Genomic DNA, 17,199 nt, shown 5'->3' on the forward strand with positions numbered 1-17,199 from the left:
GACTGTGATTATCGGGGCGATCGGTCCTGTGTCGTCCAATTTTCGAGCGCTTGCGTGATGGCGGTGGATTCAGGCGCTGGCGGCAAACCCAGAACCCGCGCCGCGGCGTTGAGGGCGGTCAGGGCTGCGGCTGGCGTTTGCAAATCCAGCGCCAGCGCCCCGTTTTGTTTGCTGAGTTTTTCACCATTCGTGCCCAGCACCAGTGGCGTGTGCCAGTAATGCGGCGTGGGCAGGCCCAAGGCGGCTTGCAAAAGCATTTGCCGAGCGGTGTTGTCGGCCAGGTCTTCCCCGCGCACCACATGGGTGATGCCTTGGGCCGCGTCGTCCACCACCACGGCCAGTTGGTAAGCCCACAAGCCATCGGCGCGGCGAAGCACAAAGTCACCCACGTCCTGTTCTACGTTTTGCGCTTGCGGCCCCAATCTGCGGTCGAACCAAGGGGTCACGGCGGGCAAGCCCAAGGCGGTTTGAACGGCCAGTACATTCAGCCGCCAGGCGCGCGCCGTTTTGCCTGCCAGGCCATATCGGCAGGTGCCGGGGTAGATGGCCGCGCTGTGGCGGGCCACGGCTTGGGCCAATTCAATGTCTTTGCGCGAGCAGCCACAGGGGTAGGCCCAGCCTTGGTCTACCAAAGTCTGCAGGGCCGCGGCATAGGCGTCGCCGCGCGGGTGTTGGTAAAGAACGGGCCCATCGGGCACCATGCCACAAGCGGCCAGCTGCTGCACGATGGCCAGGTCGGCGCCGGCCACGCAGCGGGGGGTGTCGACGTCCTCGATTCGCACGAGCCACCGCCCACCTTGCGCGCGGGCATCGAGCCAGCTGGCCAAGGCCGCCACCAGCGAGCCGGCATGCAAAAGGCCGGTTGGCGAAGGCGCAAACCGGCCTGTGTAAACCTCGCTCATGCCGATTCAGCGCCGGGTGCTTATCGTTTTTTGAGCACCGCCAAAGCCAGCTCCAGGCCAGACACAAAAGCGTCTTCCACCCGGTGGCCCAAGCACCAGTCGCCGCACAGACCGATGCCTTGGTCTTTGGACCACAAGAAACTTTGGCCCAGAGGCTGTCCGGTTTTGGCGTACAGCCAGCGGTGCACTTCGGCATGTGCGGGCGTCACGCGGATGCCGGTGATTTCGGCAAAGGCCTTGATCAGCTTGCCTTTGACGCGCTCGGGCGTGTCGTTGATGTGCTCTGCTGACCAAGGGGCGCTGGCCTGCACGGTCCAGCGCTCGATGCGCTCACGCCCGGGCTTGGACGACTCACGCGCCATCCAGGCGATGCGGTGGTGTGTGCTGCGGGCCGCGTTCCATTGCGGGCCCAAGGTGATCAGGCCCGGTTGCACCGCTTGCGGGTAGGCCAGCATGAGGGTCCAGCAAGGATCGACGGTCACTTTCCCCAAAGGCTGCGCCAAGGCGCTTTGCCCTGAGGCTTTGAGCAAAGCGGTGGCTTGCTCGGGTGGAATGGCCAAAATCACTTTGTCAAAGCCCGCGTAAATGTGTTGCCCGCCATCTTCGGTTTCGGTTTGCAACTGCCAGCCGTTTTTCTTCAGGGGGTCGGCCATGATCTGCGTCACACGGGTGTGCAGTTGCACATTGCCGTCTTCGACCAAAGGCGTGGCCCAGGCTTTGACCAAAGCGTTCATGCCGGGTGCTGCCACCCAGTGGCGTTCGCCGCCGGGCAGGCCTGCCTCGATCACACGGCCATTGGGGTCGAGCACACGCACCGCGTTGGCGCTCCAGGGCTTGCACACGCCGGGCGCTGTGCCCATGGCCAGCTCAAAACGCGGATCGCGCACGGTGAAGTACTGGGCCCCGTGGTCAAAGCTGCCGAAAGCACTGGCGCGGGTGGACATGCGCCCGCCGAGGCCTCGGCTTTTTTCGAACAAGGTGACGTTGTGTCCGGCTTGGCGCAGGGTGCGTGCGCAAGTCACGCCGGCCATGCCGACTCCAATGATGGCGATGTGTTGTGTGGTCATGCTGCCACTTTAGCCCAGAAATGCGCGTGTTGATCGCTTGGGTGGGTTTGTCCCGATGCGGCTTGACCTCAGGGCTTGGATCCGAGCAGCGCCTCTCGCGTTCCTGCTTGTTGGAGCTGCGCGGTCCACCACAGCAGCGCGTGACCCGCGGGGCTCAGGCGGCTGTCGCGCCAAGCGGCGTGAACGCTGTTCAGCCTCGATTGTTCGGTGTTTTTGATCACCAACTCGCCTGTGGCCACGAAGGGTTGGGCCAAGCTCATGGGCAAGAACCCCGCGCCCAGGCCACGCAATTGCGCTTGCAGTTTGCTGGGCATGTCGGGCACCGTGAAAACGTCCTGTCCGCCTTGCAGGCCCACGGTGAGGCCGCTGCCGCGTTGGACCGAGTCGGCCACCGCCACCACCCGGTGCTGCATCAGCAGGGCATTGCTCAAAGGTTCTTGGGCCTGGGCCAAAGGGTGTTGCGGCGCGACGGCAAAGACAAATTGAACGTCGCCCAATGCAATGTGCTGGATGTCTGCGGTCAGGTGCTGGCCCAGCGCGACGCCCAAGGCCAAGTCGGCTTGCCCCGAGGTCAGCGCGGCCATGGTGCCCGACAACGCTTCGTGGCGAATCCGCAAACGGGTGGGGCTGTTCAGGGCCAAAAAGGCCTCGCACAAATCCATCACCACGTCGCGGGCCATGATGCTGTCCACCGCCACCGTGAGCACACCCTCCCAGCCGGTGGCCACACGTTTGACACGGTTGGCCACACTGTCGATGTCTTGCAGCAAACGCCCGGCCTCGCGCAGCAGTTCACGGCCAGCGGCCGTGGGACGGGCTTGCCGCGCACTGCGGTCAAACAGCAGCACATCCAGCGCGTCTTCGAGTTGTCTGACCCGGTAGGTCAGGGCGCTGGGCACCAGGCCTAACTGGCGTGCAGCGGCCGCAAAACTGCCTTGTTCGGCAATGGTTTGCAGCATGAACAGGGCGTCTGGCGTGAGCCAATCTTTGGGGCTTTGCATGGTTTGGCTATTTTATTTCAAATAATTTGAATGATGACGGCAAAACCATTGCACCGCAGGCTGGCTCTTTTTCCCTACAGTTCAGCTCTGTTTTGAGGAATCACCCATGTTGACCCTGCGCAAATCATCGGAACGTGGTTACGCCGACCACGGCTGGCTCAAGTCCTTCCACAGCTTTTCTTTTGCCAACTACTTTGACCCCGCCCACATGGGCTTTGGCAACCTGCGCGTCATCAACGAAGACCGGATCGACCCGGGCACCGGCTTTGGCACCCATGGCCACCGCGACATGGAAATCATCAGCTACGTGCTGTCGGGCAATTTGGCCCACCAAGACAGCATGGGCAATGTCAAAGGCATTCCGCCCGGCGACGTGCAGCGCATGAGCGCTGGCAGTGGGGTGCGCCACAGCGAGTTCAACCACGCCCAAGGCGAGCCCACCCACTTTTTGCAGATCTGGATCGAGCCGAATGTGACGGGCATCGACCCCGGCTACGAACAAAAAACCGTGCCTGAAAGTGCCAAGCGCGGTCAATTGGCCTTGGTGGCCGCACCCGCGGCCGACGCACAGTCGGCCCCGCACGCCGTGCAGATCCACGCCGATGCCCGCATGTTTGCCGGCCTCTTCCATGGTGCCGAGGCAGCCCAATTGCCGCTCGATCCCGCCCGCAAAGCCTATGTCTTTTTGGTGCGCGGCAGCTTGCAGGTCAACGGCCAAGCCTTGCGCGCAGGCGATGCCGCCATGCTGCAGGACGAATCGGCCCTGAGCTTGTCACAAGGCGAGAACGCCGAAGTGCTGGTGTTTGACTTGTCCGCTTGATTTTTTCTCAACCCCTAGGAGTTTTTCATGGCTAAAACAGTTGTTGTCTACCATTCCGGCTACGGCCATACCCAGCGCGTGGCGCAGTTCGTGGCCCAAGGCGCCAACGCGCAAGTGATCGCCATCGACGCCGACGGCAACATCACCGACGCCGATTGGACCGCATTGGACGCGGCCGACGCGATCATCTTTGGCTCGCCCACCTACATGGGCATGGCATCCTGGCAGTTCAAGAAGTTTGCCGACGCCTCGTCCAAGCGTTGGTTCACCGGCGCCTGGAAAGACAAAGTCGCAGGCGGTTTCACCATCTCGGCCAGCCCCAGCGGTGACAAACTGTCCACCCTCCAGTACTTCATCACCTTGTCGCAGCAGCAGGGCATGATTTGGGTGGGTCAGCCGGCCATGAACGACGGCACCATCAACCGCATCGGCTCCAACTCTGGCGTGATGGCCCAAGTGGGCCCAACCAGCCCTGCCGAAGACATCCCCCAGGGTGACCTCGACACCGCCAAAGCCTACGGCGAGCGCGTGGCAGCTGTCGCGGCCAAACTGCGCGGCTGATCCGCCTCCCTTGTGGGAGGCCGCCCCTGCGGCCGAAGGGGGTGGACCACCCCCCTTCATTCGCGAGCAGGGGCTCGCTCCCACTGGGGATCGCTCCCACAGGGGCAGTTGGTACAGGGGGAGTTGGTAGCGGGGCAATTGGTCTTGTGGGTGGTGGGTTCGATGGATCCGCCTTCCTTGTGGGAGGCCGCCCCTGCGGCCGAAGGGAGGCATGTCGGTTAGCATCGCAGCATGAAAATCATCACCATGCTGCCATGGGCCGATTGGCTGGCGCTGATCACTTTTTTTGCTTTGTGGGTCGGCTATGCATGGCTGGCCAAAGTGCGCGGTCTGCGTGACCAGAGTCTGATCGCCAACACCAACCGTTACCGCCAAATGTGGATGGTGCAGGCCACGCGGCGCGACCCGCGTGTGCTCGACGGTGTGATCACCCAAAACCTGTCGCAAACCCCGGCCTTTTTCTCCTCGACCAGCATCATCATCATCGGTGGTCTGTTCGCGCTTTTGGGCACCACCGACAAAGCCGCCGAGCTGGTGGGTGAAATTCCGTTTGCCGAGCCCACGCCTTTGTTGGTGTTTGAGCTCAAGATCCTGGTGATGGTGGGCATCTTTGTGTACGCCTTTTTCCGTTTCTCCTGGTCCATGCGCCAATACACCTTTGTGGCGCTGGTCATCGGCGCCATGCCGCCCCCCGAAGACTTTGATGCCCAGTTGTTCGACCGCCAGCACTTTGCCGAGCGGGCGGGCAATTTGGTCAGTGCCGCCGCCGAAACCTTCAACGACGGCTTGCGGGCCTACTACTTTTCATTCGCCGCCATGGCCTGGTTTTTTTCGCCCATGGCCCTGGTGCTGGCCACGGCTTTGGTGGTGCTGATCTTGTACGGGCGCGAGTTCCGCTCCGAGGTCCTGCACGTCTTGCGTGACTGAAAACGCACACCTTTTGCCGCAGGTTGACCTCCTACAATGACAGGCTATGTTTGTTCACCTGCGCCTTCACTCCGAATTCTCTGTCGTTGACTCGACTTGCCGCATCGACGATGTGGTCAAGATCGCGGCCAAAGACGCTCAGCCCGCGCTGGCCATCACCGACCTGAACAACCTGTTCGGGACGGTCAAGTTCTACAAAGAAGGCCGCGGCAAAGGCGTCAAACCCCTCATTGGCGCCGAGATCCATTTGGAAGGCCTGGGCGCCGATCTGAGCGCCACCAGCCGTGTGGTGCTCTTGGTGCAAAACCACCGGGGTTACCTGCACATTTGTGAGTTGTTGGCCCGCGCTTGGACCCAAAACGTGGTCAAAGGCGTGGCCGCCGTGAAATTGGCCTGGCTGCATGAACTCTCTGAGGGCTTGATCTTGCTGTCCGGCGCACAAGCCGGGCCGGTCGGTCAAGCTTTGGTGCAGGGTGACCACGACAAAGCGGCCGATGTCGCTTTGCAGCTGGCGTCCATCTTCCCCCACCGCTTTTACCTGGAACTGCAACGCGCAGGCCGCCCCGAAGACGAGCCCCAAGTGGCCGGCGCCGTGGCTTTGGCGGCCCGTTTGCACCTGCCTGTGGTGGCCACGCACCCGGTGCAGTTTCATGGGCCCGACGATTACGAAGCCCACGAAGCACGGGTGTGCATCTCCGAAGGCGAAATCCTGGCCAACCAGCGCCGCGTGCGCCGCTTCACCCGAGAGCAGTATTTCAAGTCGGCTGCACAAATGTGCGAGCTGTTTGCCGATGTGCCCAGCGCCATTGCCAACACCCTCGAAATTGCCAAACGCTGCAACCTGACCTTGGTGTTGGGCAAGCCCCAGTTGCCAGACTTCCCCATTCCACCCGTGAATGGCGTGGTCATGTCGGTGGAGGATTATTTCCGTCACGTTTCCTTTGAGGGCTTGGAGGCACGTTTGGTGCATCTGTACCCTGACCCAGCCCAACGCAGCGAGGAGCGTGCGCGCTATGTGGAGCGCTTGGAGTTTGAGCTCAACACCATCTTGAAGATGGGTTTTCCGGGTTATTTCCTGATCGTGGGTGATTTCATCCAATGGGCCAAGGGCAACGGTTGCCCTGTGGGGCCGGGCCGAGGCTCGGGCGCAGGCTCGCTCGTGGCGTATGCGCTCAAGATCACCGACCTCGACCCCCTGCAGTACAACTTGCTGTTCGAGCGGTTTTTGAACCCCGAGCGGGTGTCCATGCCCGACTTTGACATTGACTTTTGCCAGGGCAACCGTGACCGGGTGATCGACTATGTGAAGGACAAATACGGTCGCGAGGCGGTCAGCCAGATCGTGACCTTCGGCACCATGGCGGCGCGCGCGGCCATCCGTGACGTGGGCCGCGTGCTGGACATGAGTTACACCTTTTGCGACGGCATCAGCAAGCTCATTCCCAACAAGCCGGGCATGTCGGTCACGCTGCAGTACCCGCCCGCCACGCCCAAAGAAGGCGACAAGAACAACTATGCGATTGCCATGGAGCCCATCCTGGCCGAGCGCATCGAGCGCGAAGAGGATGTGAAGACCCTGATCGAGCTGGCGCAAAAGCTCGAAGGCATGACCCGCAACGTGGGCATGCACGCCGGAGGGGTGCTGATTGCACCGGGCAAACTGACCGACTTTTGCCCGCTCTACCAGCAGCCCGGCAGTGACTCGGCGGTGAGCCAGTACGACAAGGACGACGTGGAGGCGGCGGGCTTGGTGAAGTTCGACTTCTTGGGCCTGGCCACGCTGACCATTTTGGAGATCGCCCGCGAATTCATCATGAAGCGCCACAAAGGCCAGGAGAACTTCGCCTTTGAGAACATCCCGCTCGACGATGCGCAGACCTACAAGCTGTTTTCGGACGGCAAGACCGAGGCCGTGTTCCAGTTTGAAAGCCGCGGCATGCAGGGCATGCTGCGCGATGCGCGCCCGAGCCGCCTGGAAGACCTGATCGCGCTCAACGCTTTGTACCGCCCAGGCCCCATGGACCTGATCCCCAGCTTTGTGGCCCGCAAACACGGGCGCGAAGAGGTGGAGTACCCGCACCCTGCGGTGGCGCAGATGCTGTCGGAGACCTACGGCATCATGGTCTACCAAGAGCAGGTGATGCAGACGGCCCAGATTCTGGGGGGCTACTCGCTGGGCGGCGCCGACCTGCTGCGCCGTGCCATGGGCAAGAAGAAGGCCGAAGAAATGGCCGAGCACCGCGAGAAGTTCCGTGCGGGCGCCTTGGCCACCCACGGCATTGCGCAGGACAAGGCCGACGAAGTCTTTGACCTGATGGAAAAGTTCGCAGGCTACGGCTTCAACAAGTCGCACGCCGCCGCTTATTCGCTGCTGGCCTACCACACGGGTTGGCTCAAGGTGCACTACACCGCCGAGTTCTTCTGCGCCAACATGACGGTGGAAATGGACGACACCGACAAGCTCAAGGTGCTGCACGAAGATGCCCTGAAGTTCGGCATTCGCTTTGACCCGCCCGACGTGAACCGGGGCACGCACCGCTTTGAGCCTGTGACCGACAAAATCATCCGCTACGGTCTGGGTGCCATCAAGGGGACAGGTCAGCAGGCCATCGACGCCATCGTCGCCGCCCGCAACGAGGGGGGGCCTTTCAAGAGCTTGTTTGACTTTGCGGTGCGCGTGGACCGCACCAAAATCAACAAACGGACGGTGGACGCGCTGATCAAGGCCGGGGCTTTTGACTCGCTGCACATGAACCGCGCCGCCTTGTCGGCCAGCATTGAGCGCGCATTTGAATTCTCGAACGCCACCACCGCCAACGCCAACCAAGGCGGCCTGTTTGACATGCTCGGCGACGACTCGCACGGCTCGAGCACGCAAGAGCCTGAGCTGGTCGAAGTCATGCCCTGGGGCATCAAGGAGCGGTTGCTGCTCGAGAAAACGGCGGTGGGTTTTTTCCTGTCGGGCCATTTGTTCGATGCGGTCGAGCGCGAAGTGCGCCAGTTTGCCCGCCGCAAAATCGACGACCTGATCGACAGCCGCGAGTCCCTGGTGTTGGCCGGTATCGTGAGTGATTTGCGCATCATCAATGGTCAGCGTGGCAAGGTGGCGATTTTCAAGCTGGACGACAAATCGGGCATGTTGGAAGCCACGGCCGATGAAGCCTTGATCAACTCGGCCAAGCATTTGCTCAAAGACGATGAGCTGATCATTGTGACGGCCAAGATGCAGGCGGACCGTTTTTCGGGGGGCTTTCGCCTCAAGATCGAGCAGATCATGGACCTGGGCGCTGCCCGCTGCCGCTACGGCAAATACCTGCGCGTCGCTGTGAATGGCCGTGCGCCCGACATTGCCCGGATCGTCAAAGAGTTTCCCGCGCAGCGCGAGCAAACCGAGCACGGCGACCTGGTGCGCGGACTGCCCGTGCGCTTGGTGCTGGAGCGCAGCAACGCGCAACTGGCTGCCCGAGCCGAGCTGGCGCTGGGCGAAGCCGCCAAATTCTTCCCGACCGACGCGGCCCTGGCCAGCTGGATGGCCCAGGCCGATCAGGGGCAGGCGCGGATTGTTTACGACTGATCCTTTCAACTTTGAGGACCTCCCCATGAAAGCAGCCTGGTACACCCAAAACGGCGAAGCCCAAGACGTGATGCAGGTGGGTGAGCTGCCCACACCCACGCCGCAGGCGGGCGAAGTGCTGGTGCGCTTGGCTTGCTCGGGCGTGAATCCTTCGGACGTGAAATCGCGCCGGGCGCGGCCGTTGACCGACCCCTTGGTCGTGCCGCACAGCGATGGTGCGGGGGTCATCGAAGCCGTGGGCGAGGGTGTCCCGGCATCGCGTGTGGGTCAGCGCGTTTGGGTGTGGAATGGCCAGTGGCAGCGCCCCATGGGCACCTGCGCCCAATTCATCGCCTTGCCCGAGGTGCAGGCGGTGGCCCTGCCAGACGGCACCGACTTTGCCGCTGGCGCGTGCATGGGCATTCCGGGGCTGACGGCCGTGCAGGCGGTCATTCTGGCGGAGCGCTTGGCGGGTGATTTGCGTGGACAAACCGTTTTGGTGAGCGGCGCCTCATCGGCTGTGGGCCACTACATCACACAGATGGTGTGCTTGGCCGGCGGCCGGGTGATCGGCACGGTGGGCTCCGAAGCCAAAGCCGTGCACGCGAAATCGGCGGGCATGCAGGACGCCATTTTTTACAAAACAGAATCGGTCCCTGAACGCGTGAAAGCGCTCACGCAAGGGCGGGGCGCCGACGTCATCATCGACATGGATTTCTCGACCACCGCGCGATGGGCTGCCGAAGGCGCTTTGGCCGCGCACGGTCAAGTGGTGTGCTACGGCTCCAACGCCTTGGACGTCAACCTGCCGTTTCGCCCCTGGTTGTTCCAGTCCATTGGCGTCAAATTTTTTCTGGTCTACGAGCTGACCCCTGCTGACCGGAAGACCGCCGTCTCACGTCTTTCCAGCATGTTGGCGAACCACCAACTCCAGCACAGCATCGGTGCGCGTTTTCCTTTGGAACAAGTGGCCCATGCCCACCGCACCGTCGAAGCGGGGCAGACGGTGGGCAATGTGGTCATCGATCTCTGAGGTCCCTGGCTTGGGCCTGGGTGGCCGTCAATCCGAGGGCCTGAAGCCCAGCACGATCACAGGCGGGACGCGGCCGTCGCTGTCTTTGGGGAAGACTTCGGTTTTGTCGATGGCCCGCAGCACGGCCTCGTCCCAAGCTTTGTTGCCGCTCGACTGGACAATGCGGCGGCTTTGGATGCTGCCGTCCGGGCCGACTTTGACTTCCACCTCTGCGCGCGGGTTGCCCACCACATCACCGGGGTAGGTGATGTTGGGTTTGATGCGAGCGACCAAGCGGCCCGCATAACTGGCCGATGGGCCAGATGATTTGAGGGCAGTGCCCGTGGCATTCTCGCCACCCGAAGCGCCCGCCATGCCTTGCATGCGCTTGAGGTTCTCTTGGCGCATGGCATCGGCCCGGGCTGCATCGGCTTTTTCGGCCTTCTCTGCTTTTTCTGCCTTGGCTTTTTCAGCTGCTTTTTTCTTGTCGCGTTCTTTGTCTTCTTGCGCTTTTTTCTCTTTGTCCCGTTTTTCTTTTTCAGCTTTCAATGTCTCGGCTTTTTCGGCCTCTTTTTTCTTTTCCAGCTGTTTTTTCTTTTCCAGAGCAATCTGCGCATCGCGCGCCTCCAGTGCCGGATCGGGCGCGGGTGGGGGCGGTGGTACAGGTTTGGCTGGTGGCGTGGCTTGGGGCTCGGGCACCGGTTCGGGTTCTGGCTCGGGTGGCGGCTCTTGCAGGCGGGGCGCCGCCGCCGCAGGGACGGCGGACCACAATTCGGCCTCGGCTTGCACGGTTTGTGGTTGTGTTTTCCAGGCGGTCGCCAAGCCCAGGGCCAAGAACAGCAAGGCGTGCGCCACGCCCGCCAACACCCAGGCGCGGCCCGCACCCGGCTGAGCCGGTGGGGCAAATTCGAGGTGGAGCGTCGACTTGGGGTTCAAACCTGGGTTCCCTCAAGGTGCCAGTTGCACCGACAAGCCCACGCGGGCAATGCCTGCGCGTTGCAGGCTGTCCATGACTTTGACCACGGTCTCGTATTTGACGGAGCGGTCGGCGCTGATGACCACGGCGGTGTTGTCGCCGTCACCCACTGAAGCTTTGACGCTGGCGGCCACACTGCTGAGGGTGGCGCTGTCGGTTTTGCCATCGCTCACCAGCTCCAGCCGCTCGTCCTTTTGGATCACGATCTGAATGACTTTGTCGGGTTGCTTGGCCGCTTTGCCCACGCTGGGCAGGTCGACCACGCTGGGCGTGATCATGGGTGCGGTCACCATGAAGATGATCAGCAGCACCAACATCACGTCGATGAAGGGCACCATGTTGATTTCGGCAATGGTTCGGCGACCACGGCCACGGGATGACACTGCGGGCATGGCGTTCCTTTCAGTAGCCTGAAGCCGAGTTGTTGGCCGCGCCCAAGCTGCGCTGCAGGATGTTGGAAAACTCTTCGATGAAGGTTTCGAGCTTGATGGCGATGCGGTCCACGTCGTGCGAGAAGCGGTTGTAAGCCAGCACGGCCGGGATGGCCGCAAACAAGCCAATGGCGGTGGCCACCAGGGCTTCGGCAATGCCCGGGGCCACGGTGGCCAGGGTCACTTGCTGCAAGCTCGCCAAGCCGGTGAAGGCGTGCATGATGCCCCAGACCGTGCCAAACAAACCGACATAGGGCGAGATGGAGCCGACCGACGCGAGGAAGGCCAGCTGGGATTCGGCCACGTCCATCTCGCGCTGGAAGCTCGCTCGCATGGCGCGGCGTGCGCCGTCGAGCAGGGTGCCGGGGTCGCTGATTTGGCGCTCCCGCAGTTTTTGGTATTCGCGCATGCCGCTGGCAAAAATACGCTCCATGGGGCCGGACAGTTTGGCATTCTGGCTGGCGGCATGGAAGAGCTCGTTCAGGCTGGTGCCCGACCAAAACACGCGTTCGAACTCTTCGTTGAGGTTTTTGATGCGCTTGATGGCCGTGAGCTTGCGCACAATGGCGGCCCAGCTGGCCACCGAGATGCTCAGCAAAATGAGCACCACCAGTTGCACGACGAAACTGGCGTGCAGCAGCAGCGAGACGATGGACATGTCTTGGTTCATTTCAGGGCTTCCAGAACAGGGGCCGGGATGCGGCCGGGTTTCAAGGTGGTGCTGTCGACCCAGCCCAGGCGGATGGTGCCTTCGGCCAAGAGTCGGTCGCTTGTTGGGGAGGGGCCCGGTGTGCGCAGGTAGGCGCGCTGGGCAATGGTCAGGCTGGCTTTGCCCCCGTGCTGCAGTTCGGCCGTCACGATCAGGGTGTCGTCCAGCCGGGCGGGCGAGTGGTACTTGACGGCGGTTTCGGACACGACAAACATGCCGCCCGAGGCATCACGCAGCACCTGCTGGCCAAAGCCGAGCGCGCGCAGCCATTCGGTGCGGGCACGCTCAAAAAACTTGAGGTAGTTGGCGTAAAAAACGATGCCGCCCGCATCGGTGTCTTCCCAATAGATGCGGATGGGGTGCTCAAAAACGCTGGGGCTGACATGGCTGCTGTTCATGGCTGCAACCAGGCTTTCAGGCGGGCGATGGCCGTTTGCAATTCGGCCATCGAGTTGGCCGTGGAAAAGCGCACAAAGCGGGCGGTTTGGTCGGTGCCAAAGTCCCGCCCCGGCGTGATGGCCACATGCGCGTTTTCCAGCGCGGCAAAGGCAAACTCCCAGCTGTCTTTGAGGCCCAGCTTTTGGCAAGCCGCCGAGCAGTCGGCCCAGGCGTAAAACGCGCCGTCGGGGGCCACGGGCACCGTCAGGCCCAATTCGTTCAGCGCCGGGATGAAGACGTCGCGCCGCGCTTTGAACTCGGCGCGGCGGCGTTCGTATTCGGCCAGGCTGTCGGGCTCGAAGCAGGCCAGGGCCGCCTGTTGCGCCACACTGCTTGCACAGATGAACAGGTTTTGCGCCAGGCGCTCCAAGACGGGCGTGAGTGACTCAGGCACCACCAGCCAGCCCAGACGCCAGCCGGTCATGTTGAAGTATTTGCTGAAGCTGTTGATGCTGATGACGTCGTCGCCCAAGGCCAGGGCGCTTTGGCCGAATTGTTCGTCGTGGCTCAAGCCGAGGTAAATTTCGTCGATCAAGGTGATGCCGCCATGCGCGCGAACCACTTGCACGATGCGCGCCAATTCGGCCGGGTCAATCGAGGTGCCTGTGGGGTTGGAGGGCGAGGCCAGCAACACGCCACGGGTTTGGGGGCCCCAAGCGCTGGCCACTTTGGCTGCGCTCAGTTGAAAGCGTTCCTCGGCGGTGGTGGGCACCAGCACGGCTGTGCCCTCTGCGGCACTCACAAAGTGGCGGTTGCAGGGGTAGCTCGGGTCGGGCATGAGGATTTCATCGCCCTTGTCGACCAATGCCAAACACGCCAGTTGCAATGCTGCCGAGGCGCCCGCGGTGACCACAATGCGGCTGGCGGGCACCTGCACGCCAAAGCGCTGCGCGTACCAGCCGCTGATGGCTTGGCGCAGGGCGTCCAGGCCCAAAGCCGAGGTGTATTGGGTTTGGCCGGATGCGATGACCGCTTGCGCTGCGGCTTGAACGCGAGGCGGTGCGGTGAAGTCGGGTTCGCCAATGTTCAGAAACACCACGGGCCGGTCGGTGTGAGCGACTTCGCGGGCTTTTTGCGCGGCGGCCTTGGCCACCTCCATGACCCAAAAGGGCTCGATCCGCTCGGCTCGCTCAGAGATGCGCATGGCCTGGGCTTTTATTTGACGCGGCCGGACTGGCGGTCGGCCTGCACTTCTGCGCTGCGCAACTCAGGCGCCAGGCCGCCGAGCACGGCGTTCACATACTTGTGGCCGTCGGTGCCGCCAAAGTCCTTGGCCAGCTCAATGCATTCATTGAGCACCACGCGCCATGGCACGTCCAGGCAGTGCTGCATTTCGTAGACGCCGATCCACATGATGGCCCGCTCGATGGGCGAGATTTCGGCAAAGCTGCGGTCCAGCTTGGGCCCGATCAGGGCGTCCAGCGTTGGGGATTGCTCGACACAGCCATACAACAAAGCGTCGTAGTGGGCCGAGTCGGCTTTGTGAAAGCCGGACAAATCGCGCGTGAAGAGGTCGATGTCGGCGGCTTCGTTGCGGCCCACGATGTGCTGATAAAGCGCCTGCAAAGCAAACTCACGCGAGCGGCTGCGGGCAGGCTTGGCCGAGGATTTGCGCGTGCCCGCTGCGGCAGGTGCGGCGGCTTCGCTGGCGGTCTCGGGTGTGCTGGTCGAATCGGTCATCAGGCTGGATCTTCTTCGTCGAATTCGTCGGCCAGCTCAGCCATGTCGGCGGCCAGGTCATCCATGATGCAAGCCATCTCGACCGCCACGCGGGCCGCGTCGCGCCCTTTTTCGGTTTGGCGGGCCACGGCTTGCTCAAGGTTTTCGGTGGTCAAAATCGCATTGGCGATCGGCAGGTTGTAGTCCAGGGACACGCGGCTGACGCCTGCGCCCGACTCGTTGGCCACCAATTCAAAGTGGTACGTCTCTCCGCGGATGATGCAGCCCAGGGCAATCAAGGCGTCGTATTCGGCCCGCTCAGCCATGGCCTGCAGGGCCACGGGCACTTCCAGGGCGCCCGGCACCGAGACGTGATCGATGCTGGTGACGCCCAGCGCCTCGAGCTCTGCGATGCAGGCCTTGGCCAAGGCGTTGGTGATGTCTTCGTTGAAACGCGCCTGCACGATGCCGATATGCAGAAATTGGCCGTCAAGTTCTTCGGCCTGGCCTTTGTTGGCGTCTTGCATGTTCATTCCTTGGGGATGTAAGCGGTGATTTCGAGGCCGTAGCCGGTCATGCTGGGCATGCGGCGCGGCTTGCCCATGAGGCGCATTTTGTGCACGCCGCACTCGCGCAAAATTTGGGCACCCACACCGTAAGTGCGCAGGTCCATCTTGCCGCGCTCGGGCGCTTGGGCCGAGCGGGCGCGCCCTTCAAACTGGGCCAGCAACTGGTCGGCCGACTCGCCGCAGTTGAGCAGCACAGCCACGCCGCACCCTTGGGCGTTGATGTAGCTCAGGCTCGCGTCCAGGCCCCAGGAGTGCATGGCGCGGTTGACTTCCAAAGCATCGAGCACGGACAGCGGCTCGTGCACACGCACGGCCACTTCCGTGTCGGCCGACCATTGGCCTTTGACCAAGGCCAGGTGCACGGTTTGACTGGGTTGGTCGCGGAAGGCGTGGGCGGTGAATTCGCCGTGCGCGGTTTGCAGCGTGCGGCTGCCAATGCGCTCGACCAGAGATTCGTTGCGGCTGCGGTACTCGATCAAGTCGGCAATCGTGCCGATTTTCAGGCCGTGCTCGGCTGCAAACAGTTGCAAGTCGGGCAGGCGGGCCATGGTGCCGTCGTCTTTCATGATCTCGCAGATCACGGAGGAGGGGGCGCAACCGGCCATGGCGGCCAAGTCACACCCGGCTTCGGTGTGGCCCGCGCGCATGAGCACGCCGCCGTCCACGGCCTGCAAAGGGAAGATGTGACCCGGTTGCACCAGGTCGGTGGCTTGGCTGCTGCGCGCCACGGCCACTTGCACGGTTTTGGCGCGGTCGGCGGCCGAGATGCCGGTGGTCACGCCTTCGGCCGCTTCAATCGAGACGGTGAAGGCCGTGCTGTAAACAGTGCCGTTGCGCGCGGCCATGGGCGGCAGCTTCAAGAATTCGCAGCGCTCGCGGGTGAGCGTCAGGCAAATCAGGCCCCGGCCAAAGCGGGCCATGAAGTTGATGGCTTCGGGGGTGACATGGTCAGACGCGAGCACCAAGTCGCCTTCGTTCTCGCGGTCCTCTTCATCGACCAGGATCACGATGCGGCCGGCTTTCATCTCGGCCACGATCTCTTCGACAGGCGAGATCGCCACGGGTGTCGCTTGTGCTGGGGCGTTCATGCAGGGTCTTTCTGGGTCAGGCCAGCGCTGAGCATGCGCTCGACGTAGCGGGCCACGGTGTCGATTTCGAGGTTGACCCGGCTGCCCGCTTTCAGGCTGCCAAGGGCCGTGTTGTCCACGGTGTGGGGGATCAGGTTGATGCTGATTTCGCAGCCATCGGCCAGGTCGGCCACGCGGTTGACAGTGAGGCTGACGCCATTGACGGTGATCGAGCCTTTGTAGGCCAGGTATTTGGCCAGCGCGTGCGGGGCCAGGATGCGCAACTCCCAGCTTTCACCGATCTGCTCGAAATGGCTGATTTGCCCCACGCCGTCGACATGGCCAGACACAATGTGCCCACCCAAACGGTCGTTGGCGCGCAGCGCTTTTTCGAGGTTGACAGTGCCTTGCTGGTCCAAACCGCTGGTTTTGTCCAGCGATTCGGCCGAGATGTCGATGGTGAATTGACGGCGCTCGGGGTTGAAGGTGGTGACGGTCATGCAAGCGCCGTTGAGGGCGATGCTGTCGCCCAAGCCCACATCGTCAAGGTACCCGGCGGGGGCCTCGAGGGTGAGGCGCTTGCCGTGGTGTAAAGAGCGACCCAGGTCGTGGATGGCGACGATTCGCCCCACGCCGGTGATGATTCCGGTGAACATAGCCGTGTATTTTCGCAGGTAAAGAGGGTGAATCGGCTGGCGGCGCAAGAAAAATGCACGCATCCAGAGGGCAAAGCACAGGCCGGGCTCGCAAAAGCTCAGGGTTAACCAAGGCGACAAGGCCAGAAGTGTGTGCCTAGAATGTTGCATTGCAGCAGATTTTTCATGGGCTGCCTGTCACCAGGAGTTTTCTTTGCCTGCCAAGCCCTCAGCTCGGTCGAACACACCCGCCAAGACCGCCCGGTCCGTGAAGGTGCCCAGCCCGTCCGAAACCTCACCGTCGTCCGTTCGGACCATCAAAAAATACCCCAACCGGCGGCTGTATGACACGCAGACCTCGAGCTATGTGACTTTGTCCGAGCTCAAAAAGTTGGTCATGACTTCTTCGCCCTTGTTGGTGGTCGACGCCAAAACCGGTGAAGACCTGACGCGGTCCATCTTGTTGCAGATCATTTTGGAAGAGGAGTCGGCCGGGGTGCCCATGTTCAGTGAGGCCGTGCTGTCCAACATCATTCGCTTTTATGGACATGCCATGCAAGGCCACATGGGGTCTTATTTGGAGACCCATGTGCAGTCCTTCATGGATTGGCAGAGCAAGCTGGGCGAGTCCAGTCCCGCTTTGAGCCCAGAGGTGTGGTCTCAGTTCATGCAGTGGCAAACCCCCTTGATGCACAACATGTTTTCGGGGCTGGCCAATCCCTCCCAAAACGTCATGGCGCAGATGCAGGAGCAGATGCAAGCTCAAATTCAAAAGAACACCGAACAGCTTCTGGGCGTCATGGGTTTGAGGACTTGATGGGCGCAACATGCCCCTTTGTCACAAGGCGGTCGTTTTTGCGGGGACAATGGGG

General features: G+C 62.3%; 18 protein-coding genes. 6 read left to right on the top strand and 12 right to left on the bottom strand.

What is annotated here, in order from left to right; genetic code table 11:
* Window positions 1-8 precede the first annotated feature (8 nt).
* The 3 genes from gluQRS to B9Z31_RS11565 form a co-directional block, all read right to left on the bottom strand.
* Window positions 9-902, bottom strand: coding sequence for a tRNA glutamyl-Q(34) synthetase GluQRS (gene gluQRS / locus B9Z31_RS11555; protein WP_100119704.1), 894 nt, complete (start codon window positions 900-902; stop codon window positions 9-11).
* 20 nt (window positions 903-922) lie between these two features.
* Window positions 923-1,969, bottom strand: coding sequence for an NAD(P)/FAD-dependent oxidoreductase (locus B9Z31_RS11560; protein ID WP_100119705.1), 1,047 nt, complete (start codon window positions 1,967-1,969; stop codon window positions 923-925).
* Window positions 1,970-2,037: 68 nt separating this feature from the next.
* Window positions 2,038-2,970, bottom strand: coding sequence for a LysR family transcriptional regulator (locus tag B9Z31_RS11565; RefSeq protein ID WP_100119706.1), 933 nt, complete (start codon window positions 2,968-2,970; stop codon window positions 2,038-2,040).
* Between the two features lie 106 nt (window positions 2,971-3,076).
* Here B9Z31_RS11565 and B9Z31_RS11570 point away from each other — a divergent pair, with 106 nt between their 5' ends.
* From B9Z31_RS11570 to B9Z31_RS11590, 5 genes are all read left to right on the top strand, one after another.
* Window positions 3,077-3,790, top strand: a complete 714-nt coding sequence (locus tag B9Z31_RS11570) for a pirin family protein (protein WP_100119707.1) — start codon at window positions 3,077-3,079, stop codon at window positions 3,788-3,790.
* Window positions 3,791-3,817: 27 nt separating this feature from the next.
* A complete protein-coding gene (locus tag B9Z31_RS11575) occupies window positions 3,818-4,351 on the top strand; it encodes a flavodoxin family protein (RefSeq protein ID WP_100119708.1) in 534 nt (177 codons plus the stop codon).
* A gap of 231 nt (window positions 4,352-4,582) precedes the next feature.
* Window positions 4,583-5,278, top strand: coding sequence for a DUF599 domain-containing protein (locus tag B9Z31_RS11580; protein ID WP_100119709.1), 696 nt, complete (start codon window positions 4,583-4,585; stop codon window positions 5,276-5,278).
* Window positions 5,279-5,324: 46 nt separating this feature from the next.
* On the top strand, window positions 5,325-8,852 hold the full coding sequence (dnaE, locus tag B9Z31_RS11585; protein ID WP_100119710.1) for a DNA polymerase III subunit alpha: 3,528 nt from the start codon (window positions 5,325-5,327) through the stop codon (window positions 8,850-8,852).
* 25 nt (window positions 8,853-8,877) lie between these two features.
* Window positions 8,878-9,864 (top strand): NADPH:quinone reductase, encoded by a 987-nt coding sequence (locus B9Z31_RS11590; protein ID WP_100119711.1) that lies wholly within the window; start codon window positions 8,878-8,880, stop codon window positions 9,862-9,864.
* Between the two features lie 27 nt (window positions 9,865-9,891).
* Here B9Z31_RS11590 and tolA read toward each other — a convergent pair whose 3' ends face one another.
* From tolA to B9Z31_RS11635, 9 genes are read right to left on the bottom strand one after another with little or no spacing between them, the layout of a single operon-like run.
* On the bottom strand, window positions 9,892-10,779 hold the full coding sequence (gene tolA, locus B9Z31_RS11595) for a cell envelope integrity protein TolA (RefSeq protein WP_100119712.1): 888 nt from the start codon (window positions 10,777-10,779) through the stop codon (window positions 9,892-9,894).
* Between the two features lie 12 nt (window positions 10,780-10,791).
* Window positions 10,792-11,211: a biopolymer transporter ExbD gene (locus tag B9Z31_RS11600; RefSeq protein WP_100119713.1), complete on the bottom strand. Its 420-nt coding sequence runs from the start codon at window positions 11,209-11,211 to the stop codon at window positions 10,792-10,794.
* A gap of 10 nt (window positions 11,212-11,221) precedes the next feature.
* The gene (gene tolQ, locus B9Z31_RS11605) at window positions 11,222-11,920 is read right to left on the bottom strand and encodes a protein TolQ (protein WP_100119714.1); all 699 of its coding nucleotides are present in this window, start codon (window positions 11,918-11,920) and stop codon (window positions 11,222-11,224) included.
* A complete protein-coding gene (locus B9Z31_RS11610) occupies window positions 11,917-12,357 on the bottom strand; it encodes a YbgC/FadM family acyl-CoA thioesterase (RefSeq protein WP_100119715.1) in 441 nt (146 codons plus the stop codon). The genes tolQ and B9Z31_RS11610 overlap by 4 nt, the downstream gene beginning before the upstream one ends.
* Entirely contained in the window at window positions 12,354-13,541 is a 1,188-nt protein-coding gene (locus tag B9Z31_RS11615) for a pyridoxal phosphate-dependent aminotransferase (protein WP_100119716.1), read from the bottom strand. The genes B9Z31_RS11610 and B9Z31_RS11615 overlap by 4 nt, the downstream gene beginning before the upstream one ends.
* A gap of 11 nt (window positions 13,542-13,552) precedes the next feature.
* Window positions 13,553-14,077 (bottom strand): transcription antitermination factor NusB, encoded by a 525-nt coding sequence (nusB, locus tag B9Z31_RS11620; RefSeq protein WP_100119717.1) that lies wholly within the window; start codon window positions 14,075-14,077, stop codon window positions 13,553-13,555.
* Complete coding sequence (gene ribH, locus B9Z31_RS11625; protein WP_100119825.1) at window positions 14,077-14,583, bottom strand: 6,7-dimethyl-8-ribityllumazine synthase; 507 nt, start codon at window positions 14,581-14,583, stop codon at window positions 14,077-14,079. Before ribH ends, nusB begins: the two co-directional genes overlap by 1 nt.
* 2 nt (window positions 14,584-14,585) lie before the next feature.
* Complete coding sequence (ribBA, locus tag B9Z31_RS11630; protein WP_100119718.1) at window positions 14,586-15,713, bottom strand: bifunctional 3,4-dihydroxy-2-butanone-4-phosphate synthase/GTP cyclohydrolase II; 1,128 nt, start codon at window positions 15,711-15,713, stop codon at window positions 14,586-14,588.
* Window positions 15,710-16,348: a riboflavin synthase gene (locus tag B9Z31_RS11635; RefSeq protein WP_100119719.1), complete on the bottom strand. Its 639-nt coding sequence runs from the start codon at window positions 16,346-16,348 to the stop codon at window positions 15,710-15,712. Before B9Z31_RS11635 ends, ribBA begins: the two co-directional genes overlap by 4 nt.
* Before the next feature lie 247 nt (window positions 16,349-16,595).
* Between B9Z31_RS11635 and phaR the strand changes: the two genes are divergently transcribed.
* On the top strand, window positions 16,596-17,144 hold the full coding sequence (phaR, locus tag B9Z31_RS11640; protein WP_233200930.1) for a polyhydroxyalkanoate synthesis repressor PhaR: 549 nt from the start codon (window positions 16,596-16,598) through the stop codon (window positions 17,142-17,144).
* The last annotated feature ends 55 nt before the right edge of the window (window positions 17,145-17,199 follow it).

The organism is Limnohabitans sp. G3-2 (assembly GCF_002778275.1).
Taxonomy (GTDB): Bacteria; Pseudomonadota; Gammaproteobacteria; order Burkholderiales; family Burkholderiaceae_C; genus Limnohabitans_A.